The organism is Caldithrix abyssi DSM 13497 (genome assembly GCF_001886815.1).
In the GTDB taxonomy this organism is placed as follows: domain Bacteria; phylum Calditrichota; class Calditrichia; order Calditrichales; family Calditrichaceae; genus Caldithrix; species Caldithrix abyssi.
Genome location: NZ_CP018099.1, coordinates 3092844 through 3116605 on the forward strand (window position 1 = coordinate 3092844; position 23762 = coordinate 3116605).

The following is a 23762-nucleotide window of genomic DNA, read 5'->3' on the forward strand; positions in this document are numbered from 1 at the left end:
AGCCTCCCGCTCCGCGTGATAATTTTTAATTGACTCATTATGTTTTTTTTGCAAGATTGTTAAACAACAACAAAAATATGGAGCAATATATGGCGGAATTAGGAGTGGCCCTTGGTGGGGGCGGCGCACGTGGGCTGGCGCACATCGGGGTTTTAAAAGTACTGGAAAGGGAAAAAATCAAAATTCAGGCCATTACTGGCTGCAGCATGGGCGCCATTGTCGGCGGACTTTACGCCTATCTTGGCGAGGCGCAAAAAGTGGAAGATTTCATTCGCGAAATTCTAAATAGTCCTAAAATAAAGGAGTTGGGGCTCGATCAACTCAGCGAAAATAAAAACACCGATAAGGGCTTTTTTGAACAGTTTTTCGACTTTATCGATATTCGCTTTAAAGCGGTTCAATCTCTCGGTCGTCTCTCATTTTTCGACGAGGCAACCACAAACCTCATTTTCGATTTTATGCCAGATGTGCCCATCGAAGAGCTGCCCATCCCTTTTTCGGCCATTGCTACCGATCTGGTCTCCGGTCATGAGGTTAATTTCACCGCCGGCAGCCTGCGGGAGGTTTTAAAAGCCAGCGCCGCCATTCCAGGTATTTTTCCACCTGTAGAAATTGACCATTATCTGCTGGTCGATGGCAGCGCCTCCGAAAGTGTTCCCGCAGGAAAGGTCAAAGAGATCGGCGCTGACCGCGTACTGGCCGTTAATGTTTCGCGGGACATCACGATTTTCGAAAAGCCGAAGAATTTGATAGAGATCCTGTTCAGGGCCGAAGACATCACCAGCCATCAACTTTCGCAGATTCGTCTGAAAGAAGCAGACCTGGTAATCACGCCTCGCGTGCAGAACCTCTCATGGGTCGATTTTGATAAGATCGATTACCTGGTAGCCGCCGGAGAAATCGCAGCGCTGGAAAATCTCGAAGACATAGAAAACCTGGCTAACCGCAACAGTTACCTTCTGGAAATGGAGCAGTTTATTAAACGATTGAGAGGAAATATTTGATTGAATCGTGATTATTTCGTCCAACAGCTTGAGCGCTCTGCCGACAGCCCCTGGGATGTGCTGATTATTGGCGGCGGCGCCACGGGCCTGGGCTGTGCGGTGGATTCTGCCACGCGCGGATTTAAAACCCTGCTCGTTGAACAGGCCGATTTTGCCAAAGGCACCTCCAGCCGCAGCACCAAACTGGTGCATGGCGGCGTACGCTACCTGGCGCAGGGCGATGTGTCGCTGGTTTTTGAAGCCCTGCACGAACGCGGCCTGCTCATGCAAAACGCGCCGCACCTGGTCAAAAATCAGCCTTTTATCATCCCTCTGTACGAATGGTGGGAAGGCCCTTTTTACAACATCGGCATGAAGGTTTACGACCTGATGGCCGGCAAATTAGGCTTTGGACCTTCTGAAAAATTGAGCAAAGAAGAAACATTAAACGCCATTCCCAATCTGGATCAGCACGGTTTAATGGGCGGGGTGATCTACTTCGACGGCCAGTTTGACGACGCCCGCCTGGCCGTTAACCTGGCCCAAACCGCGGTGGATCATGGCGCCACGGTCTTAAATTATTTCAAAGTTATCGAACTGCTTAAAGACGCTTCCGGCCTTTTAGAAGGCGTTGTCATCCGCGATATGGAAAGCGGGCAGAGCTTTACCGTTAAAGCCAAAACCATCATTAACGCCACCGGCGTTTTTTCGGATCAGATTCGCCAGCTGGATGAACCGGGAATGCCGCCTTCCATTGTGCCCAGCCAGGGCGTTCATTTGATGGTTGATCAAAGTTTTCTGCAGGGAAATTCTTCGATCATGATTCCGCACACCGACGACGGACGCGTCCTGTTTGCCGTTCCCTGGCACAACGAAGTGATCATTGGCACAACCGACACGCCTGTCAGCGAGATTACATTAGAGCCGCGGGCAAAAGATGAAGAAATTGAGTTTTTGCTAACCACATCCGCCCGCTATTTAAAAAAAGATCCTTTGGCTTCCGACGTTTTAAGCGTCTTTGCCGGCCTGCGGCCCTTAGCCGCGCCACAGGGTTCCGCTGCAAAAACCAAAGATATTTCCCGTCGGCACCAAATCACCATTTCACGCTCCGGATTAATCACCGTCACCGGCGGCAAGTGGACTACCTACCGCAAAATGGCGCAGGAAACCATCGACAGGGCCATTCTGGTGGGCGGCCTGCAAGAAAAAGATTGCGTCACCAAACAGCTGCCCATTCACGGTTACCGCTTAAACACCCATTTTGATGAGCCGCTCTACTACTACGGCGACGATCGGCCTCAAATCGAATCGCTGATCAATGCGCAGCCCACATTACGTGAACGGCTTCACCCTGCGCTGCCCTATCTTAAGGCCGAAGTAATCTGGGCCACACGCCAGGAAATGGCGCGCACGGTGGAAGATTTTCTGGCGCGTCGCTCGCGGGCGCTTTTCTTAAACGCCCGGGCCAGTATGGAAATGGCTCCCATTGTGGCGCAGTTGATGGCCGGCGAATTGAATCAATCCAATCAATGGATCGAAACACAAATCGAACAATTCAAAAACCTGGCAAAACACTATTTACTGGAATAAGCCATGGAAGTTGAATCCAAACAAACCACGCTCATTGTCGCCCATCGCGGCGCTTCACACGCCGCGCCGGAAAACACGATACCCGCCTTTAAACAGGCCTTTGCAGAAAAAGCCGACTTCATCGAAGGCGATTTCTGGATGACGGCTGACCGACAAATCGTTTGCATTCACGACCCCAACACCGCCCGCGTAACCAATCAAAAATTTAATCTGGATGTGCGCCGCTCCACTTTGCGGCAATTAAAACAACTGGACGTGGGAAGCTGGAAGGGCCAACAATTTAAAGGCGCCGCCATTCCAACGTTGCAAGAACTTCTCGACATGCTGCCTGCGGACAAAGGCCTTTTTGTCGAATTAAAGGATACACGCCCCGCCTTTTTAGAACGTTTAAAAGAAATTTTCACACAATACGGCATGGAACCTCAACGCCTGCGTTTAATCGCCTTTGATCCGGATCTGGTCAAAATGACGCGGAAAGTATTTCCGGACTTTAAAATTTACTGGCTCTACAACTGGTACAAAGTAAAAGAAACAGGGGATTTTTCCAATACGCCGCATGAGATTTTGCGCATGCTTGAACAACTACCCTGCGACGGCCTGAACATCAATCCCTTTCCCTGGATCGATCTTTCGTTCGTCCAGAATCTGCGCCAGTTGAACATGGACTTTTGCGTGTACAACGTCAATTCTTTTGATGAATTGTTAAAACTCCTTACGCTGGGCGTTGACGCCATCGCCACAGACCATCCGGCCAAACTGCGACAACAATTAGAAAAATACTTCAACCCGCTTCCTCTCTCCCGCACTAAAAACGAAGAATTAAAAGTAAAAGAAAACGGCGATTACACCTTTCGCAACCATCCGATTGAGGATTGACGATTAGGATGAATATCATTTTATTCAACGTGTTCGTTTATAACTCGCATCCTACCTCAATTCGTAATTCGTAATTTTTAATTCGTAATTATAAGCCAGCGAGAGATCGAAATGACAGGGCCATGCTTTGTCATTCGGGCACAGCCTCCCGCTCCGCGTGATAATTTTTAATTGACAATTCCCTTCACCTTTTATTAACTTATTGCACAATCTTGCAATAAAGCACAAATATGGAGATAAATATCATGCGCAGAAGAAAACATTTTCATTGGAATTTTTTTCCGGGCCATTTCTGGGGCATGCGCTTCGGCTTCGGTCCCATGATGGGCTTTCCCTTTGCCGCCTGGCGCAAACGGCCTTCCAGAGCGGAAGAGCTGGATTGGCTGGAAGACTATCTTGAAGGATTACAGGAAATGAAGGAAGAGCTGGACGAAGAGATCGCAGAAGTGCAGCAACGCATAGCAGAATTAAAAGATAAAACGTAAAGCGCTTGGCGGAAGGGAAAATCTTATTTCCCTGTTCTTCCGCCGTTTTCGGTCATGTCCATGCCTTTCCCCATGTCCGGCATGAGATGCCGCTGATTGATAAAATAAAAGTTAAAGGCTGGCATCTTCCGGTTAGGAAAGGCGCGTCAGGCGCTTAACGCCAGCCGCGCTCGCTCTAACAGCAAAACCACTAATTTCTTGAAACCTTAATTTTATCCCCGGGCCTGATCCTTACCGAACGCATGTTATTTAATTTTTTGAGTTCCTCGATACTCACGCCGTACTTGCGCGAAATATCCCACAGCGTGTCGCCCGTCTTTACGGTGTAATAGGTGGCGTTTTCATCGTATTTTTTTGAAGCGTTGCGCCCGGTGGAAGCCGTAAGCTGTGGCGTTACCCAGATGGTCAGTTTTTGTTTGGGATAAATATATTCGCCGTAGCGCAAGCCGTTCCAGCGGCGGATGTAGCTGGCGCGCGTATGAAAACGTTCGGCAATATCGCCCAGAGTGTCGCCGGGTTTTACTTCGTAAATTACTTTTTTGGCGTTGGGCATTTTAGGAATGACGTTAGCCTTACTTAAGGTTCTGGTTTTCCTGGTTGATCGCTTTTTCGTTTTAGCGATCGATGCATAGTAATGAGCCTTGTTTTGCGGGACGGGTATTAAAAGATACTGCCCGGCGCGAATTAAATTGCTCCGTAATTTATTAATGGATTTAATCACCGAAACAGAGGTACGGTACTTTCTGGCAATGAGCGATAGCGCTTCGCCCGGCTTAACACGATGCCTGACCCAGGAACGTTTTTTATTGTCCGGGATTTTGGCATATTCCACTTTAAATTTCTCTTTGGTGCCCTTGGGTAAATAAAGCGTAAAATCTTTGATGCCCGGCGGCGTTACCCATCGCAATACCGCGGGATTAATCTCTCGAATATAGGCGTAGGTGGTGTCAACGATCTCGGCGATGACGTTTAAATCAACAGACTCCGAAATAATCACAGAATCCACCTCAAACGGTGGGTCCTTTTCAACATAAAAGCCGAATTTCTCAGGATTTTTAGCGATAATGGTAGCCGCTAAAAAGGTCGGTACGTAGTTTTTGGTCTGTCGTGGCAAACGACGTAGCTTCCAGAAGTCGCGCGTTTTGTAGCGGCGAATATTGTACTTTACCCTTTTGGGATTACAATTATAGCCGGCCATTGCCAGGTACCAGTCGCCAAAATCCTCGTACAGGTGGCGCAGATGCTGAGCCGCCGCGCGTGTGGCTTTAAAAACGTCCCGGCGTTCGTCAAACCACCAGTTGTGGCGCAAACCGTAATAGCGTCCCGTGGCCGATATGAATTGCCACACGCCAACGGCGCGAGCATAAGACCTGGCGCGCGGCTGAAAGCCACTCTCGATCATGGCCAGATAAAAAAGATCTTCCGGAACGCCTTCTTCGCGTAAAATTTCTTTAATGATTTTTTCGTAACGGCCGCTGCGTTGTAACCACTTGCTAAACACCTTGCGACCCTTTGTCTGAAAATATTTAATGGCCAGCCTTACTTTGGGATTAAGCGTAATGGGAATGGGCCCGGAACTGTCGATTACCGTTCCCTCGCCAAACAAAACAGAGTCGGGGAAGCTTAACTCTTCCAGTTGGGTGATATCTTCCCTTACTTCTTCCGCTTCCAGCACCTGATCAGCTTCTGCGCCCAGGTAAATTTTGTGGTATTGATTGTCCATCTGTTGAATGAGAGAATCCAGCTCATCCCAGTAAGACAGCGTGTTGCGATCTTCATCCGAAAGTTCGGCCAGTTGATTAAACGCCTGCTCAAAATAAATCTGGGCGCCAATCGTATCGCCTTCGGCCAGTTTACGGCGGGCGTCCTGGTAATAGCTTTTCAGATTTTCCATCCTGTCCGAAAGGTTTTGCGAAACCCACAAACTATCCGGTAGCGAACGAGGCCATTGTGTGGTAACGACTTCTGGCTGATTGCGCACCTGCCGCCATTGACATGCCTGGAGTACAAGCAGAATTGCTATTAAAAGCAGAAATTTTCTATTAAACATATCCATCCTTGTGTTTTCAATATTCTTGTCTTATTTTCTTAACTATGTTCGTAGTCGATCGCCCTTTTATTAAGGGAATGGTTAAAACTTTACCGCCAAGGCCTTCCACCACTTCCCGACCTACGATTTCATTAAGCTCGTAGTCGCCTCCTTTAATCAACAAATCCGGCTTAACGCGTTTTATCAATTCCAGCGGCGTGTCCTGTTCAAAAATACAGATCACATCCACGCTTTCCAGGCGGGACAGAATAAAAGCCCGGTCGTCCTGATCAATATAAGGTCGCTCTTCGCCTTTTAAACGGCGCACGGAATCATCTGAATTGAGCCCCAGAATAAGAAAATCTGCCTGCTGGCGGGCCGCTTCCAGATAGGCCACATGGCCGCGGTGAATTAAATCGAAACAGCCGTTGGTAAAGGCAATTTTACAGCCCGGGTATTTCTTCCTTAATTGTTCGACGAATTGGCCTATTTCATTAAAATCTACTATTTCATTCATCGGCTAATCGTTCGCTTTTTAATTTTTCGAACAGATGCTCGCGATAGATTGGCACAATGCCCACCTCTTCACAAACCATGCCAGCGGCGTAATTGGCCATGGTGGCGGCCTCGCGGAAGGTTGCTCCCCCCACCAGGGCGGCGGCCAGCGTGCTGATGACCGTATCACCCGCACCGGAAACATCGGCCACTTTGCGCGTGCGCGTGGGGATGTGGTTGACGCTACGATCTCTTTCAATTAAGGACATGCCCCTGCCCCCGCGGGTAATTAACACACATTTGGCGTTTAGCCTTTCCAGCAATTCTTTGCCGGCAAGCTCCACTTCCGTATCGCTGTCCACCGGCCGGCCCAGGGCATGCACCGTTTCCTTAATATTGGGCTTAAATACCGTCACATTACGGTATTCCAGAAAATTCACAAATTTGGGATCGACCAGCACGGGTTTATGGAGCTGCTGCGCCTTTTGCGTCAAATGCTGGATAACCTGGGTGGAGAGAACGCCTTTATTGTAATCTTCCAGCACAATCGCCTCGATGCTATCCAGAACGGCCTCGAAGCGTTCGATAATGCGTTCGGCAAGCGGGCCATTTACATATTCGATTTTTTCGCGATCGACGCGCGCAATGTGCTGGTTGTCGCCAATAATCCTGGTTTTTAAAGTGGTTGGTCGGTCATCGGACACCAGAATACCTTCGGTTGTCATGCCGGCCTCTTCCAGTAATTGAACGAGAATATCGCCCGCCCGATCGTTTCCCACCAGACCAAGCGTTACCGGCTCGCAACCCAGGGTCTTCAGATTAATGGAAACATTCGCCGCCCCGCCCAGATGATACGACTCGTGATCGATTTCCACCACCGGAACGGGCGCCTCTGGCGACAGACGATGGACGGCGCCCCGAAGATACTCATCGACCATCAGATCGCCAATAACCAGAACTTTTTTTCCGGCAAAGCCTTTAAATATGTTGTTCAATCGTTCAAAACTAAAATTTACCAAATCTTTCTCCGTCTCACTTGGGCAACGCCTTAATGGCTACCCCTTTTTCATTTCTGTTTAGAAGTGTCAAATTTAAGAAAATTATTGATTTGTTCAAAATGATTTCGTTCTGGCATTTTAGCCGGGGAGCCCTTTTAAAAAGACTTTATTGGAAGCTGCGCTTTTCCAAAACCGTCGCTTTTTACATGGCGCGACGCTTGATTTTTGTTCCATTTAAAGCTTACCGCTCAGGCACAGGAGTATGCTTTTCTTCATCCCCTTTTTAAAATTTTAGCGGTAGTCTGAACTTCTGCCTCCCATATTCGGAGCCCGTTGCGATTATTTTCTGTAAGGAATGTAAATCCTGAACGTCGTTCCTTTACCCTTTTGCGACTGCACATCAATACACGCGCCATATTCGGCCAGCATGCTTTTAACCATGCTCAGCCCCAGCCCGGAGCCGCTGGGAACGCCCGCCGCATGAGATTCGTCGTGTGGATTGGCTTTGGTCGTAAAAAAGGGCTCAAAAATGCGCTTTTTAACCTCTTCATCCATCCCGCAGCCCGTATCAGAAAATTCAAAAATAATATTTTCCTGATCGTAATCTGTTTTAACGTGCAACACGCGCCGCTCGGAATTCGTCATGGCATCGATGGCGTTGTCGATTAAATTATCGAAGATTTGCGAAAAATCGCTGTAACGCCCTTTGAAGGTCGGCAGATCTTTGTTCAGTTCTAATCTTTTTTCGATTTTGTGTTTAAAAAACAGATTGGCCTCAAAGAACTCCAATTCCTGTTGAATGAGCTCATTTAAATTGATTTCCACCCGATCGTAACTTTGTTCTCTCTTGCCCTTCATTACGATGGTGGCCACCAGGCTGGTCATTCGCCTGGTTTGCTCAATGATTTTATCCAGCTCGGGGTAATCGACCTTTTTTAATTTGAGCAATTCGGCATTGGCCTGAATAATGGCAATGGGATTGTTTAAATTATGGGCGATTCCTGCCACCAGATTACCAATAGCAGCCATTTTGTGGGCGTTCATCAACTGCAGTTCCAGCTGCTGTTCACGCTGCTGCGCTTTAACCTGATCGGTCACGTCGATGACAATGCCTTCGATGGCCGGTCGTTTCTGGTATTGGATCGGAGCAAACCACAGCCGCAAAATAGATTGCGAGCCGTCGGGTAAAAAGGCCGGCAGAGTCAACTGCGCATACGGCCTTTCACCAGAAAGGCACTGGTTCAATTTGGCCTCCAGCTCAGAGCGCTTTTCTCCTTCAAAAAAATCCGAAATATTCTTTGAATAAAATTGTTCGCTCGAGTCGCCGCCAAATATTTCGAGCGTTTTTCTATTCAAATATTGAAACCGTCCATCTTGCAAGACGAACACGCCGATCAGCGATTGCTCTACCAGGTTTTTGTATTTGATCTCCGATTCTCGCAGTTCTTCTACTTTTTGGGCCACCAATTCTTCGAGATGTTTCTGGTAGAGCAATTTTTGTTTTTCTAAATCGCGCCGTTCCTGTTGCAAAAAGTATTGAGTTACGGCATTGTTAATAACCTGAGCTAGTTGACGATTTTTAATCGGTTTAACCAGATAATCAAACACACCCAGGCGAATGGCTTTCTGCGCTTTTTGAATATCGGAACTACCTGTTATAACCACGGCCGGAATTTTGAGTTTTTGCGATTGAATAGACTGGATGAACTCAAGGCCATCCATGTCGGGCAGGTAAATATCGATCAGCAAACAGGCAAAACGATGTTTCTGTAGCAACAAACGGGCTTCTTTAACTGTTGAGCAGGCGTAAACCTCATAGTTTTCGTTTTTTAGCAGCGCCTTAATCGTCTCCTGAATATCCAGATCATCATCAATAAGCAAAATTTTTGGTTTAATTTTTATCATAAATCAACCTGTTAATCAGCCCTTTAATACTTACAGCAAAAAATTCGATGATTAAAAAAACCAGCAGACAGGTAATTCCCGTCAAATAAAAAACGCGCGTCACCTTATCTAAAAAGGGAGAGTTAAATTCCGGTAAAATGATCACCATTACAAAAGCAATACCAACCGTCCAGCTTAAACCTTTTAAAATATATTTAAAGATCTTTTCTACTTTCTCCGGAAATTGCGGTTCTTCTGCCTCAACTTTTTTATCGTGTTTTTTAGCCTTTTCTTTAACTTTTTGCGCCATCTATCCTCCAGTTTAAAATCCTTTTGCCATACCAGGGCCGCGCGGATCGCTCCATCCCTGGCAAATATTGTCTTTGACTAAAATTGCCTGCACCAGTCCCATACCTTCCACAAAAGAAGTTCGATAACCCGCCGCATGTAAGTTGTGGATTGCATCACGACTGAAGCCGTAATTTTCAAGGAATATTTGGTCCGGCAGCCATTGATGGTGGAAGCGCGGCGCTTCCACCGCACGGCGAATGTTCAGTTTAAAGTCAATCACATTAATTAAAACCTGAGCCACCGAAGTGATGATCTTTGAACCGCCCGGCGAACCTAATACCATAAATAGCGAATCATTCCTCAGCACAATGGTGGGCGTCATGGAACTGAGCATCCTTTTGCCTGGCTCAATGGCGTTTGCCCTGCTGCCCACCAATCCGAACATATTTGGATGACCGGGTTTAATGCTAAAATCGTCCATTTCATTGTTCATTAAAATACCGGTTCCCTCAATAACCACGCCCGAACCGTAATTGCCGTTTAAGGTGTAAGTGTTGGAAACCGCCCAGCCCTGCTCATCCACGATTGAGAAATGCGTGGTTTGCGTGGATTCCTCCGCCACCGTCAGCTTTTGCGGCTGAGACCGTCCGGCCGTCAGCAGCGAAAGGCGCGCTTTGATGGAATCGGCATATTGCTTGCTGATCAATTTTTCCACCGGCGCCGAAACAAAATCCGGATCGCCCAGATAAATAGCACGATCGCGGTAGGCCTGGCGTTCTATTTCCGTCAGCAAATGGATGTAGCGGTAAGCGTTTAATCCCAGCGCCTGCACATTGAATTTTTCGATCGTGTTCAAAATTTCCGCTAATAAAATTCCGCCGGAACTGGGCAAAGGCATCGAGTAAATCCTGTAACCGCGGTAATCGATTAAAATCGGCTTGCGCCACACCGCGCGATATTGAGCCAGGTCTTCAAGAGTAATGAGTCCGCCGTTGCGTTGCATATCGGCGGCAATTAGCCTGGCTGTTTTCCCCCTGTAAAAATCTTCAATGCCTTTTCGGGCAATGCGCTTTAAAACGGCAGCCAGGTCTTTTTGAACCAGCTTATCGCCCTCTTCGAACGCTCCCTCTTCTTTCATAAATATTCGTTTTGAGGAGGGGAATTTTTCAAACTTTATTCTTCCCCAGTTCAAAAGGGCGGCCTGATAGTCGTTTAACAAAAATCCCTTACTGGCATACCTGATGGCCGGCTTAAGCAATTCGTTCCAGCGCAGCTTTCCGAACCGTTTGTGGGCTTCCCATAAACCGTAAACCGTGCCCGGCACTCCGCTGGCTCGATAGCCGATCAGACTGGCCTCAGGAATCACGTTGCCCTGCTCATCCAGATACATGTCGCGCGTTGCTTTGAGAGGCGCTTTTTCTCGATAATCGAGGGCAAAAATCTGGTTCTCTGGCGTGCGAATCAACATAAATCCTCCGCCGCCCAGATTTCCGGCATTGGGATAGGTCACGGCTAAAGTAAAGGCCACGGCAACCGCAGCGTCCACGGCATTTCCGCCTTTTTTTAAAATTTCAACGCCTGCCTCGCTGGCCAGTCGGTCAGCCGTAACGACCATCGCCCGCTCTGCTTTTACGGGGCTAAAGTTTTGCGCTACAAGCGGGTTTAACCAGAAGCCGGTACTCGTTAACACAATAAAAAGAAGCCAACGATTTTTCATGACTATTTTCCGCTTAAAATATTCAGCACATCTTCTTCAAGGTAAAGGGCTTCCGGGCTTTCGATGATTCGTCCGATTTCCCGGTTATTTATCTCAAATATGAATGTCGGAACATATTCAATATGATATTTTTGTGGCAACTCGTTTGGCAGGCTTTTTTTACGATCCACGGCCCACATTTCAACGGGCAGTTTCGAGCTTAATCCGGCCGCATCCAGTATTTTAAAAAAACGGGGTACCTCCCGTTCGCTATCCGGGCACCACGTACCCAAAAAAATAAGCACTCTGCCGCGAGGTTCTATCTGCTTTAGTTTAGCGATGATCTCATTTTGCGGAACATAAGAGGCATACTCCGTTTTCCAATCGGGATAATCATAAAACAATTGTTCCAATGAAATTTTTCCGTAAAGCATCTCTCTCCCGTCGCGAATCACTTTTTTTGACTTTAGCGGTCGCTGCTCGCTGAAGATGGCGCAGGAGGCCAAAATGGCCAGCAACAACACAACCACACTACTGTGTTTGAGAAGATTCATTGGTCGTTTCCTTTTTCCTTGGCTTTACCACGCGTTTTGTAACAATACCTTCTCGGGTTACTTTCATATAAGAAATCACCTGTCCCGGCGCAGCCAGGCTGTCAAATTTCTGTTCGTTGACGGTCATCCAGACTGCGGCCGGATTACCCATGCGCAACTCGACCACAGAGTCCGCCCTGACTTTGATCATGGTATTGGGCGCCAGCGTTACATCGCTGGTGTCTCGATGATCTTTAATATGCAACAACCAGCAATAATCACGCGCTCTGATTTCAACCAGCAGGCTATCGTCAACCGCTCCGGCGGCTTGCTGCGTTTCAGTTTGCGCCAGAGATTGTTGAACAATGTCCATAGCTGTAAGTTCCTTTACCGAAGATTTTTGCAAATCGTCTTTAGGCTTGTAATTTTTAAAAAAAATGACAAAAAGGGCAATCAGAATGAGGATGGGAATGAAGATGTAAATTGCTTTCAGCAAAGTAAATTCCGAAATAAATTGTTTTTTATTTTTCTCTTTAAGCTGCCTGACAATGGTCGTTTCGCCGGGCAGGCGTCCGGTTTCCGCGTCAAACCGATGAAGCAGATCATTAAAATTTTCCGCGCCTATTTTTTCCAGATAGGTTTTAAATATAAACCGGTCATAAACGCCGGGCAATTTATCCAGCTGCCCTTCTTCCAGTTGTTTTAAATAAATTAACTTAATTTTAGTCTGGGCGGAAATCTGCTCTAAAGTGATGCCCTTTTCTTCGCGGAGCGTTTTTAGCTCTTGCAGTATTTGATTAAAATCTTTTTGTTCACCCATTGCTTCTCACCTCAATGTCTTTGAGTCGCATTTGTATGGCGGTTCTGCCGTTCCAGCGGTTTTCTTCCAGCACATACGCGCAACTGATCCGCCCTTTCGGGCGATTGATTAAATCGATTAAATGTCCCAGATTGTAGCCGATGGCATCCAGAACGATGGACTTTTGTTTAAACTTGGCTTTTAGATGATTGTTTCCCACCACGCTCACCGACCCGTAGGTTTTCAGGTCGTGGGAGACGAATACCGGCCGCATATTGCCCGGGCCAAAAGGCGCCATATCGCTCAAGGCCGAAAAAAATTGAGCGTTGAGTTGATCAAAAGTGATTTCGGCGTCGATTTTTAATTTGGGTATCAACTGATCGATATCCAGTTCTTCTTCGGAGAGCATGTTAATTTCGCGATCCAGCAGCGGAATATTTTCAGGGGCGATGGTTATGCCGGCCGCAAACTTGTGCCCGCCAAAATTGATAAAAAGGTGCTTCAGCTTTTTAAAACCTTCGTAAATGTCGAAATTTCCCATGGAACGTGCAGAGCCTTTGCCAACGCCATTCTGGATCGAGATCAAAATGGTGGGGCGATTAAATTTTTCCATGATTCTGGAGGCCACAATACCGATCACACCCGTATGCCAGTTTTCTTTAGCCAGAACCAGCACGCGCTTGGAATCGAGATCGATTTCATCATGAATCAGCTCCAGTGCTTCTTCAAAAGTAATTTCGTCAATATCTTTTCTGGTTCTGTTTTCATATTCCAGAATGCGGGCGATATTACGTCCCTGTTGAAAACTGCGCGTGGTCAACAAATGGACGGCTTTTTTGGCGTTGGACATGCGCCCCACGGCATTCAGACGCGGCGCCAGCACAAAAACAATGGCATTTACGGTCAGCGGCCGCCCCAGCAACCCGCTGCTTTCCAGAAGAGCCATCAATCCGGGACGAGGATTCTGATTTATCATTTTCAGACCCTGGTACATAAAAATGCGGTTTTCATCCAGTAGTTGAACGATATCGGCGGCGGTGCCAAGCGCCACCAAATCCAGATATTGATTGGGAAATTTCGGGTCGATATTCAATTTTTGACTGAGGGCCTGCAAAACCTTAAATGCAACGCCGCAGCCGGCCAGTTCTTTGTAAGGATAGGGGCTATTGGGCAATTTGGGATTTAAAACAGAAACGGCTTGCGGAATGCTTTCGCTGGGCTGGTGATGATCGCAGATGATGACGTCAATACCCAGCTCGCGGGCAAACTCCACTTCATCGATGGCCGTAATCCCGCAATCCACGGTAATGATCAAAGAGGCGCCTTTTTCTTTGGCCACCTTAACGCCTTCTACCGAAACGCCGTATCCTTCCCGAAACCGACTGGGGATAAAGAATGACACCTTTCCCCCCAGGTAAAACAATCCGTCATATAAAATGGAAACGCTGGTCACCCCATCCACATCGTAATCGCCGTAAATGAGGATATTCTCCCCTTCTCGTAGGGCGCGGATAATGCGATCGACGGCCTCTTCCATACCGGGCAGCAGAAAAGGATCATAGAGATTTTCAAGGCTCATGTCATAAAATTTTTTTACTTTTTGCGGCGAATCGATGCCGCGCTGGATTAAAATGCGGGCGATAATGGGCGGCAGGTCAAACTCCCGGGCAATCTGGTCGATTTTATCGGCTGCAATTGGCGGTGGTAAAATCCATTTATAGATCATCGCGTTTTTAAAACAGGTCCGGATAAACTTGTAAGCCGAATTCTGTATCCCGCCGCAGCGGGACGGTAGCCATTTCTCTTAGTCAACCGTTGCCAGTTGACTTAAGCGACCTACCCTGAAGTGTGTTCCCTTACGGAACGCGTACCGGGCCGTACGCTCCCGCAAAGCGGGATCCTTCTATATTTGGTCTTGCATCAGATTGGGTTTGTCCTACCTCCGCCTTTGGTACCGCAAGGGTATTCCGTATGGAACGGAGTGGTGAGCTCTTACCTCGCCTTTTCACCCTTATCCCGCCGGAGCGGGACGGTACATTTTCTGTGACACTTTCCGTCGGCCAAACGACCGCCCTTGATTTCTCAAGGAACCCTGCCCTTTGATGTTCGGACTTTCCTCCCCGGCAGAGCGCTCTGCCGGAGTGGCTACCCGGTTCATCCGGACCTATTTATCCTTTTTTTATTTTACTCTTCAACGTAAACCAGGATCCGCCCACAGAACTCACAGGTGTAAATCTTCTCCATTTTACGCACTTCCACAATTTTCTGTGGCGGAATGTGTGAAAAGCAACCGCCGCAAACACCGTTTTCTACCCTGGCAATCCCCAAACCGTCTCTGGCCTGGCGAACAATTTCATAGGTTTTAATGATTTCCGGATCTGTCTTTTTTAAAATAATGTCTCGCTCGTTCTGTAATAAGTTCTCTTCTTCCGCAGTGGCTGTCAGTTTTTTATCTAACTCAATCTTGTTCTCTTCCAGTTCGCCGGCTACTTTTTCGAGTTCGCTCTCGATTTGCTTAATTTCTTCTTCCAGGCGCTCGATGGTTTCCTGTGTGTTTAACAGCTCGTCTTCGCTTTCTTCCAATTTGGTTTTGGTCGCGTCGGTCTCGGCCATGATGGCGTCATATTCACGATTCGTTTTAACCTGGTAGAGTTTTTCTTCAAATTCCGCGAGTTTGGCTTTTGCTTCTTCTATTAAAAGCTCCAATTCTTTTTGCCGAACTTTGGTGGTTTTTAAGGCCTGTGTTTTTTCTTCCAGCAAGCCCTTTTTTTCTTTGTATTTGTTTTCCAGCTCTTCGACGATTAAAGGCAGATCGCCTCGTTCGGCGCGTAATTCATCCAGGCGATTGTCGATTTCTTGTAATTCAACCAGAGCATATAATGTTTTTTGCAATTTTCTTACCTCCTTGATTTATATAAAAAAAGTGCATCCACTTTTTGGGTGAATGCACTTCATTAAACTTAAAACTAAAACCACGTCTGATTGTTGAAATGCTTGTGCAATTCCTTTCATCAACTTCCCTAAACCTTTTTATTTTAGTGGGCCCACAGGGACTCGAACCCCGGACCAGCCGATTATGAGTCGGCCGCTCTAACCAACTGAGCTATGGGCCCCGTTATTACCGAATGGTTAATTTATCAAACCAACGCAATAAAATCAAATCAAATTTTTACAACTTTTTGAATAAAAAATAATCTTTCCAGCGCTTCTGCCAGCGCCTCTGGACGAACCCAACAATATTTTATGGTTTTGCGCATCTGCAACCGAATTTCCCCGCCATCCAGCAGCGCTATATCTGCTTGTGGGGTTGTACTAACCAACATATTTATTGTTTCTGATGTTGGATTAAATTCTTTACCGTAAGTTACATTAATTTTGGGCACGAATCCCAGCTTGCAGGCAAAAATCTCTTTAACCGTAGAAACCTCCTGCTCCTCCGCAAGCCATACCACTAATTTATTGAGTAGTTCAACGCCAGAAAGCAAAAGCAGCTTTTTAAAATAGGCCTCACAGTCGTCAATTCGCCCATCCAGCGGCTGGCAACGGCGGGCAGTCAGGCGAAAAGCAACCGGTATGCGACCGATAGGAAGACGATGCAACTGCAGACCGTTTGTGGAGATTTTATGATTTCGTTTTGAATTTTGCACTTTAAAATTAACTGTTTCGTGCATAATTCCCCGCGCATCCAGCGCCAGGCCTCTGATTAAAAGATCGCTGCGCCGGGCATGGCATTTTTCCACGCCAATGCCTTGCCGGTCGTAAAGTCCCACATACCAGCGAGATTCTTGAGAGGGAATGGGATAATAATATTTTTTGTAAACGTTTTCGATATTCAGTGTTTGACCGTTTACAATTATGTCATCCTTAATTTTTTGCGGCGCTTTGACCGTTAATTGAAAACGCCTTTTTTTACGAATCCATTTGAAGCGCGCTTCATTGATGTGCACAACAAACTGTTCCCATATGGCAGGCACGCGCAAAACAAACGATCCCACGCGTATTTCATGGAATTTAAAATCCGGCGCGGATTCTGGCGGCGTCCAGACATCGGGAAGAAGCTTCATCTCCCGCCGTTCAAAATCCCATTGAAATTGCACCGCTTTGTCAATTTTTACGCAAATTCCGTCGGCCACATTGTTCAATTTCGAAAACGTTCTTTTGCCAAAACGATGGAAGTTCACCTCAAAAAGGCCATGGTTTTGAATTTTGGTATGGGCATTCAACATCCAGGAAGAAACCCTGAACGTTCCGTTTAAGGAAAAATGGGCAAAACGCCCCAGATCAAACAACAGCCCCAACAACGCTTTTTGTTCATCCGTTGCCATGGAAAACAATTTGTCCCGACAACGCTCAGCCCAGAAAAAATGCAACTGAACGCTCAGCAGCAAAAAGGCAAAAAATTCCGCCGGATTTCCGTTCCATCTCCTCTGCCAGTAAATTTCCAGAGCCGGGACATTCAACGCTTCCCAGAACTGCTGAATCTTTTGTCGATCGGCCGCAGTGATCGGCTCTAATCGTTGCTGCAGGTACTCAAACGAATCTTCGCTTTTTACGCCTTCCGGTTTCAGGCCGGCAAGCCATGAGGGAATTTTTTGCTGATTTATCTCCAGAGTTTTTTTGAACCTTAAAAGAAACAACCTGCGGAGCGAATGACCGAAAAAAAAGGCGCGTACTTTCTCGCTTTGGAAAAAAGCCAGTAATGGATCAAATTGAGCGCTTTGCAAGAAGAGCTCCAGGTAGTACAGCAGCAACGGCGACTCGATCACGGCCGGGTGCAGTTTACCTCCGGCTCCGATGTATTTTAGCCTGGCAAAGTTACGATCGATGGCCGCCAGCAGATCCCCGTTTTCGCTTTGCAGCGCTCCCACGGGATCTAAAGCGTACTCTTTCCTTTTGATTTCATTCAATAGGTGTAACAGCGAAGGGATTTTTTGGCGCAGATCGGCCGGGGCCGCGAGGTAAACCTGCTGCCCGCCGGACAATAGTCGGGAGCCGGCTGCCGGTAAAAAAACCTGCTGGCCGATATTCAGTAATTTTAAACGCGTTCGATTGAGTAATGTAGCTTCGGCGTTTTCTCCGTAAAAGACGAGAATATGAACGTTAAAATAATCAATAAAAATAATTCTGCTTTTTAGATTTTGATACAAAGTGTAATAGATTCGCGTCTGAGGCAGGCGGTAAACATATTTTTGAAATTCAGGATTTCCGGGAAATTTCAATTCCAGCTTTGCCGTCCGATTGACAACCTTGCTGGCAGCCAGTTCAATCTCTTCTGTGAAATAATAGCTTTTAACCTGACCGTTGTAGCGATGGTTCAATGATTCTAACAGAAATTGTTCTATTTTTGCGGTCAGTTCCGTAATTTGCATTAACACAACGTCCTGTTTCCATTATTTTAAACATTAAAAAAGGGCCAGAAAGATTGCTCTGTTCATGGCCCTAAAATGTACTCAAGCGAGATGTTTATTTCAACTAAAAGAATAATCGGCTGATATCCACGTAAAAGATAAAAATAATTAGCGTGAACAGAATGGCCAGGCCAATTTGCTGGACTTTTAATTTTATTTTAGCGGGAATGGGTCGGCCTCTGATGCCTTCAATTAGAATAAAGACCAGATGTCCGCCATCCAGAGCGGGGATGGGCAGAATATTAAAGAAAGCGAGTACCGTACTCAGGGCGGCGATCAGGTACCATAAATAAGCCCAGCCGGCCTGAGCCGCATCGCCGGCCATTTTGGCGATCATAATCGGCCCGCCGATGATTTCTTTGGCCGATTTTGTGCCTGTTATGACCCAGGAAATCCCCTTAATATTCAAAGCAAGCAGATCAAAGGTATTTTTAACGCCCAGAATAACCGCCTGCCCCGGCCCCACGTCACGATGTTCGTAATAGTAAGAGATTCCGATTTTACCGACTTTTATCATTTCGCCTTTTTCGTTTTTTTCTTCAAAAGCCTGCGGTGTTATTTGCGCCGAAAACAGCGAGTCGCCGCGTCTCCACTCAATAGAGATCGTCTTTTCGGGATATTTCCGGATCACTTCCGTCATTTCCACCCAGTCTTTAATCGGCTGACCGGCAATGGCAACAATTTCGTCGCCGCGTTTCAGGCCGATTTTTTCGGCCGGCATCCCGGGCGTTATTGCGCCAACCTTTGCCGGAATCAAGGGCCCCACATCAAATTGTTCGGCTTTGCTCTCTTTAAACCATTCTTTTTGATAGACCAGTTGAATTTGCCGACCATCGCGCACAACCGTAAAAACAATGTTGCTGTTCAAATTATCTACAAACTGTTCCTGAACTTCATTCCAGTTGTGGACAGGCTGACCATTGATGGCTAAAATTTCGTCGTATTTTTGAAAACCAATGCGCTGGCCAATGCCCTGCTCTCCTACATAGCCAACCTTAGTGGTTGGAATGATTCTCTCTCCCTGGACAAAATTTAATACCGTCAAAATTAAAATGGCCAGTAAAAAGTTCATGATCACCCCGCCGGTGATAATGACCACTTTACGCCAGGTCGATTTGGATTGAAATTCGTCTGGAGCGCCGGTAATTTTGGCATCCATGCTTTCGTCAATAAAGCCTGCCATCTTCACGTAGCCGCCCAGCGGAATGGCCGAGATGGTAAACTCTGTATCTCCAATTTTTTTACTGAACAGCTTGGGCGGAAAACCGATGGAAAAACGCTCAACGCGCACGCCCATCAATTTGGCGGCGATGAAATGTCCCAATTCATGGATAATTACCAGAACTCCAAAAACAAAAATGATGGCAAATAGATTGGTCATAGATGAAACTTTCTTTAATAATATTTATTTTTTTAAATTATTATTTACTATTTTTATCAGTTTACGTTAACTTACATAAAGCAAAAATGTTTCTAATTATTCCTGTTTCTTTCATTTCTTTTTTATACCGGAACGCCTCTCTTTGCCGCTTCTTTTTAATTTCCTTCGTGCTTAAGTGGAATGGAATCAGGCTTTTCATAACGAGCCGTTTTACCGTGCCGTTGCAGTTTTTTTTCTTCTTATCAGGCCTTTTTCCTCCGTAAAACGTCTTGATGGCAGCGCTTTTTATTTTAGCATGGCATATTAATCGGTCTGCGCCGTAAATAGAAAAGATTTCGGGAAGGGTTTCCCGAAATCTTTTAGGAAAAACAGCAAACAACTTTTATTCGTTTAGTCAGCGCTACAGGACGAACATGGCGCCAACAGCCACGGATTTGTATTTACCAACATTGTAATCGGCGTGTACATTAAAAAATAGCAACGTAAAACTAATGCCGGCATTCAAACGCAGTGCATTTTCACCGTCAACCGTCACATCGCCGATGACTGAAGAGGGCTCCAGCTCTCCTGTTTTAACCGTCAGGCTGGAAACGTCGTATCCCACGCCGCCATAAATATCAATCGGAAACAGCGGGATGCTGCCGGAAGCCTGAAAATTCATGCTAAACGTGCCGGCGTCTAAAAAACTGCCGATGGTAAACTTGTGATAAGCCGCCTGAACGCCAAAGTCGATGGGAAACATGGGAATGGGGATCAAATCGCTCAGTTCGTATTTGATTCCGCCGCCGATCAACGTAACATCACCCAGATCGTCAAAGTTTTTCTTGGCAAAACGAACCGTAGCTTCAAAACCGCCGAACAAACCAACATTGGCGTGCAGCATGGGCAATACAAAATCCTTCACATTCAGTCCAGGAACGCCAATGCTCTGCGGATCCTGCGGATCTACGGGCGCATCGTCACCAAACACCGTTGGCTTGGTCATGCCAAGATATTGAAAGGTCATGGCTTCATCCGGCAGGGGGATGTACACCGCGCTGACGCCCACGTCAAAGCGGGGTAATGTTTTAGCATAGCCGCGGTGAAAAAGCGCGCCGCCCAGGCCGGTGCCCAGCGCGGTGGAAAAGGGCTGAACATATCCCTGGATATAATCTTTAGCGGCCTGCTGCTGTAAAATCAATTTAAGGTTATCTTCAAAATCACCCGCTTTAGCAGAATTAAAATTCACTAAAACAAAGCCAACCATTAAAGCTAAGATTATACGCTTCATATCTCCTCCTGCAGTTTAAATATTAAAAGTAAGTTATTGAATTTTAAATTTATGTACAAATTTTTGTGCCTGCAGCAAATGATCTTCGTCAAATTTTTTAAAATAAATACGCAAATTTAATTTTTTTTCAAATTCGCGCAAAAGCCGTTCGATCAGCGTATTAAAATCCAGGCTGATATCCGGTTTAATTTCGGCAAGCGAAACGGAGCTTGCTTTAAGAATAGCCAGATACCGTTGTTTAGCCTGTTCGCTGGTATTCATCAGGTCGATAATTTCGTTCTGTTTTGCGCCGACTAAAATAGAACCGTGTTGTAACACCGCATTTCGATACAGCTTTTGGGCGCTGCCAACCACTTTTTTGTTTTGATATTTTATTTCGGCAAATGCCGGTCGATTAAAACAGGCAAAGCGTTCTTCGCCGGCTCGCAGATAATTTTCCTTATCGGCCTGGTAATTTAAACTTACAGGAAAGCCAAGGTCATTTAGCGCATTAGCCAGGTATTTATGAAACAAATAGTAGATGGCGTGGACATTAATATCCTTACGCGGCGCCATTAAACCGTAGGTCAATTCTTCGCTGTGTAAAATGGCGCTGCCGCCGGTTGGTCGACGCACCGCATGGTAGCCCTTTTGATTTAAGGCTGAAAAATCGATAAACTTTTCGTCCTGATGATATCCCAGCGAAAGACAATAGGGTTGCCAGCCGTAAAATCTTAAAACAGGCGGGTCGTTTTCTTGAATGTTTTGCGCCAGATAAAAATCAAGAGCCATGTTTACGGCTCCTGAAAATTTTTGATAGGGGTAAACGATTAAATCTTTAAAAGGGAAAATTTGACGTTCATCGTTCCGGTCGGATAATGCCGCGTTCACTGTTTTTTAAAAACTCCACAATTTTTTTAACTTCCGCAGTAAGCTCCAGCGATTGTTCAATGCGCTCGATGGCTTCTTTCAGTCGCAAATTTTCGCGATAGACGATGTGGTAGGCTTTTTTCATCAGGTCAAGCTGTTCGCGGGAAAAGCCGCGGCGACGCAGGCCAACGGCATTTAAACCGGCAAAACGAATCGGCTCGCCGGCGGCCAAAATGAAGGGAGGGATATCCTGCGAAACGCGTAAGCCGCCGCCAATAAAAGCGTGATCGCCAATGTGTACAAATTGATGGATGGCCGTTAATCCGCCGATGCCCACATAATCGCCAATAATGACATGACCGGCCATATTAACCGAGTTGGCAATGGTACAAAAATTACCGATCTGGCAATCGTGGGCAATGTGCGAATAGGCCATCAACAGGCAGTTGCTGCCCACGCGCGTGTAATAACTATGAGAAGTGGCGCGGTTGACCGTGGCAAACTCCCGGATGGTTGTGTTGTCTCCAATTTCAACAAAAGTCTTTTCATCGGCAAACTTTAAATCCTGCGGTTCTGTTGAGATAACCGCGCCGGTAAACACACGGCAATTTTTCCCCATGCGGGCGCCGTTGGCAATCACCGCATGCGGCCCTATTTGCGTGCCATCGCCAATGACCACATCCTTTTCCACAACGGCATAAGGAGCGATTTTTACGTCAGCTCCTAATTGCGCTTTGGGATCAACAATAGCGGTGGGATGAATCTCTACCAAATCTGCCTCCTTAATTATCTACCACGGCGGCCATCATTTCCGCCTCGCAAACCAGTTCTCCGCGCACATAGGCTTTACCGGCCATTTTAAAGGTTGTGCGGCGGTTTTTAAGCATCTCCAGTTCCATCACCAGCTGGTCGCCGGGCTGGACGACCTTGCGAAAGCGCACATTGTCCATCCCCATAAAGTAAACCAGTTTGTTTTCCACATCTACACGCTCATTCAACAACAAAATACCGCCCACCTGAGCCATGGCTTCCACAATTAAAACGCCGGGCATAACCGGCCGCTGCGGAAAGTGTCCCTGAAAAAACGGTTCATTGACGGTAACATTTTTGATGCCAACAGCCCGCTTCTCCGGCTCCAGCTCAATAATGGCGTCAACCAGTAAAAACGGATAGCGGTGCGGTAGTATTTTTTTAATGGCGTCGATGTCAAATACAATGCCTTTTTTGCTGATATCCTGGAATTTACGCGTCAGTTTTTGTTTTTTGTAGATATTGCGTAAAATCCGCGCAAATTCAATATTGCTTTGATGCCCGGGGCGGGCGGCCAGAATCTGGGACTTGATGTTCACCCCGGTCAGGGCCAGATCGCCAATCAGATCCAGTAGCTTGTGACGCGCCGGTTCGTTGTGAAAGCGCAGGGCTTTGTTATTTAAAATGCCGCTGGCGCCCAGTTCCACATCGTCATCCACGCCCAGCTTTTTCTTTAAGCGTTCGATCTCTTCTTTATTCAACGGGCGATCCACAATCACAACCGCCGAATCAATATCGCCGCCTTTGATCAATCCCTGATCTGCCAGCGCCTCGATTTCATGTAAAAAGCAGAATGTCCGGGCCGGCGCAAATTCGGTAATAAATTCTTCTTCCAGAGAAAACAAACCGGTATGCTGACTGCCAAGGGCGGGATTTTTATAATCGATCATCAAAGTGATTCGATAGGCATCGGTGGGCAGGGCGACAAATTCCACGCCGCGTCGTTCATTCTTAAAATTTACCGGTTCTTCGATCACAAGATATTCTTTGTCCACATCCTGTTCTTCAATTCCGGCCTCTAACAATTTATTAACAAACGGCATGGCAGAACCGTCCACAATCGGCGGCTCATTGGCGTTTAATTCGATGATCACGTTATCAATTTCCAGACCCACCAACGCTGCCAGAACATGCTCAACCGTATGCACCTGCACATCCCCTTTTTGTAAAGATGTGCCGCGCGAACTATCGATTTTATCATTTTGGATCACATACTCTACCAGCGCCGGAATTTCCGGTTTTTCTTCCAGATCAACGCGGACAAATACCCTGCCATAGTTGGGCGGGGCCGGCTTAAAGGTGATTTTAGTGTCGTTTCCCGTATGAATTCCTCGTCCTTGCAACGAGACAGGACGTTTGATGGTTCGCTGCTTTTTAGTCATATC

The 23762-nt window shown here is 46.7% G+C and carries 20 protein-coding genes, 1 tRNA gene and 1 other RNA gene; 4 read left to right on the forward strand and 18 right to left on the reverse strand.

Features of this window, described 5'->3' with window-relative positions; translation table 11 throughout:
• The first annotated feature begins 89 nt into the window (after window positions 1–89).
• The 4 genes from Cabys_RS12075 to Cabys_RS12090 all read left to right on the forward strand — a co-directional run bounded on the left by Cabys_RS12075 (window position 90) and on the right by Cabys_RS12090 (window position 3934).
• Entirely contained in the window at window positions 90–1004 is a 915-nt protein-coding gene (locus Cabys_RS12075; protein WP_006930798.1) for a patatin-like phospholipase family protein, read from the forward strand.
• The gene (locus tag Cabys_RS12080) at window positions 1005–2573 is read left to right on the forward strand and encodes a glycerol-3-phosphate dehydrogenase/oxidase (protein ID WP_006930799.1); all 1569 of its coding nucleotides are present in this window, start codon (window positions 1005–1007) and stop codon (window positions 2571–2573) included.
• A gap of 3 nt (window positions 2574–2576) precedes the next feature.
• Window positions 2577–3449 carry a glycerophosphodiester phosphodiesterase family protein gene (locus Cabys_RS12085; RefSeq protein WP_006930800.1) on the forward strand — a complete coding sequence of 291 codons (873 nt, stop codon included), beginning with the start codon at window positions 2577–2579 and terminating at the stop codon, window positions 3447–3449.
• Window positions 3450–3694: 245 nt separating this feature from the next.
• Window positions 3695–3934, forward strand: coding sequence for a prefoldin domain-containing protein (locus Cabys_RS12090; protein ID WP_006930802.1), 240 nt, complete (start codon window positions 3695–3697; stop codon window positions 3932–3934).
• Window positions 3935–4124: 190 nt separating this feature from the next.
• Here the strand turns inward: Cabys_RS12090 and Cabys_RS12095 are convergent, their stop codons facing one another.
• The 18 genes from Cabys_RS12095 to Cabys_RS12190 form a co-directional block, all read right to left on the reverse strand.
• Complete coding sequence (locus tag Cabys_RS12095) at window positions 4125–5984, reverse strand: LysM peptidoglycan-binding domain-containing protein (RefSeq protein ID WP_006930805.1); 1860 nt, start codon at window positions 5982–5984, stop codon at window positions 4125–4127.
• A gap of 16 nt (window positions 5985–6000) precedes the next feature.
• Window positions 6001–6480, reverse strand: coding sequence for a D-glycero-beta-D-manno-heptose 1-phosphate adenylyltransferase (gene rfaE2 / locus Cabys_RS12100; protein WP_006930807.1), 480 nt, complete (start codon window positions 6478–6480; stop codon window positions 6001–6003).
• Window positions 6473–7477: a D-glycero-beta-D-manno-heptose-7-phosphate kinase gene (gene rfaE1, locus Cabys_RS12105; RefSeq protein ID WP_006930809.1), complete on the reverse strand. Its 1005-nt coding sequence runs from the start codon at window positions 7475–7477 to the stop codon at window positions 6473–6475. The genes rfaE2 and rfaE1 overlap by 8 nt, the downstream gene beginning before the upstream one ends.
• 318 nt (window positions 7478–7795) lie before the next feature.
• Window positions 7796–9361: a hybrid sensor histidine kinase/response regulator gene (locus Cabys_RS12115; RefSeq protein ID WP_006930811.1), complete on the reverse strand. Its 1566-nt coding sequence runs from the start codon at window positions 9359–9361 to the stop codon at window positions 7796–7798.
• The gene (locus tag Cabys_RS12120; protein WP_006930814.1) at window positions 9348–9650 is read right to left on the reverse strand and encodes a hypothetical protein; all 303 of its coding nucleotides are present in this window, start codon (window positions 9648–9650) and stop codon (window positions 9348–9350) included. The genes Cabys_RS12115 and Cabys_RS12120 overlap by 14 nt, the downstream gene beginning before the upstream one ends.
• Before the next feature lie 12 nt (window positions 9651–9662).
• On the reverse strand, window positions 9663–11348 hold the full coding sequence (ggt, locus tag Cabys_RS12125) for a gamma-glutamyltransferase (protein WP_006930816.1): 1686 nt from the start codon (window positions 11346–11348) through the stop codon (window positions 9663–9665).
• 2 nt (window positions 11349–11350) lie between these two features.
• On the reverse strand, window positions 11351–11881 hold the full coding sequence (locus tag Cabys_RS12130) for a TlpA family protein disulfide reductase (RefSeq protein ID WP_006930818.1): 531 nt from the start codon (window positions 11879–11881) through the stop codon (window positions 11351–11353).
• Complete coding sequence (locus tag Cabys_RS12135) at window positions 11859–12680, reverse strand: helix-turn-helix domain-containing protein (protein ID WP_006930820.1); 822 nt, start codon at window positions 12678–12680, stop codon at window positions 11859–11861. Before Cabys_RS12135 ends, Cabys_RS12130 begins: the two co-directional genes overlap by 23 nt.
• Complete coding sequence (gene recJ, locus Cabys_RS12140; protein ID WP_006930822.1) at window positions 12673–14385, reverse strand: single-stranded-DNA-specific exonuclease RecJ; 1713 nt, start codon at window positions 14383–14385, stop codon at window positions 12673–12675. The genes Cabys_RS12135 and recJ overlap by 8 nt, the downstream gene beginning before the upstream one ends.
• 15 nt (window positions 14386–14400) lie before the next feature.
• An RNA gene (gene rnpB, locus Cabys_RS12145) (RNase P RNA component class A) lies at window positions 14401–14820 on the reverse strand.
• 23 nt (window positions 14821–14843) lie between these two features.
• Window positions 14844–15551 carry a zinc ribbon domain-containing protein gene (locus Cabys_RS12150; protein WP_006930824.1) on the reverse strand — a complete coding sequence of 236 codons (708 nt, stop codon included), beginning with the start codon at window positions 15549–15551 and terminating at the stop codon, window positions 14844–14846.
• Between the two features lie 147 nt (window positions 15552–15698).
• A tRNA-Ile gene (locus Cabys_RS12155) sits at window positions 15699–15772 on the reverse strand.
• 48 nt (window positions 15773–15820) lie between these two features.
• Window positions 15821–18028, reverse strand: a complete 2208-nt coding sequence (locus Cabys_RS12160) for a hypothetical protein (protein ID WP_006930826.1) — start codon at window positions 18026–18028, stop codon at window positions 15821–15823.
• 103 nt (window positions 18029–18131) lie between these two features.
• Window positions 18132–19448, reverse strand: a complete 1317-nt coding sequence (gene rseP, locus Cabys_RS12165; protein ID WP_006930831.1) for an RIP metalloprotease RseP — start codon at window positions 19446–19448, stop codon at window positions 18132–18134.
• Between the two features lie 400 nt (window positions 19449–19848).
• Window positions 19849–20718, reverse strand: a complete 870-nt coding sequence (locus Cabys_RS12175; protein WP_006930832.1) for a DUF6588 family protein — start codon at window positions 20716–20718, stop codon at window positions 19849–19851.
• Window positions 20719–20751: 33 nt separating this feature from the next.
• Window positions 20752–21489: a lipoate--protein ligase family protein gene (locus tag Cabys_RS12180; RefSeq protein ID WP_150109320.1), complete on the reverse strand. Its 738-nt coding sequence runs from the start codon at window positions 21487–21489 to the stop codon at window positions 20752–20754.
• 67 nt (window positions 21490–21556) lie between these two features.
• Entirely contained in the window at window positions 21557–22339 is a 783-nt protein-coding gene (gene lpxA, locus Cabys_RS12185) for an acyl-ACP--UDP-N-acetylglucosamine O-acyltransferase (protein WP_006930834.1), read from the reverse strand.
• Between the two features lie 10 nt (window positions 22340–22349).
• Window positions 22350–23759: a bifunctional UDP-3-O-[3-hydroxymyristoyl] N-acetylglucosamine deacetylase/3-hydroxyacyl-ACP dehydratase gene (locus tag Cabys_RS12190; RefSeq protein WP_006930835.1), complete on the reverse strand. Its 1410-nt coding sequence runs from the start codon at window positions 23757–23759 to the stop codon at window positions 22350–22352.
• Between the last annotated feature and the right edge of the window lie 3 nt (window positions 23760–23762).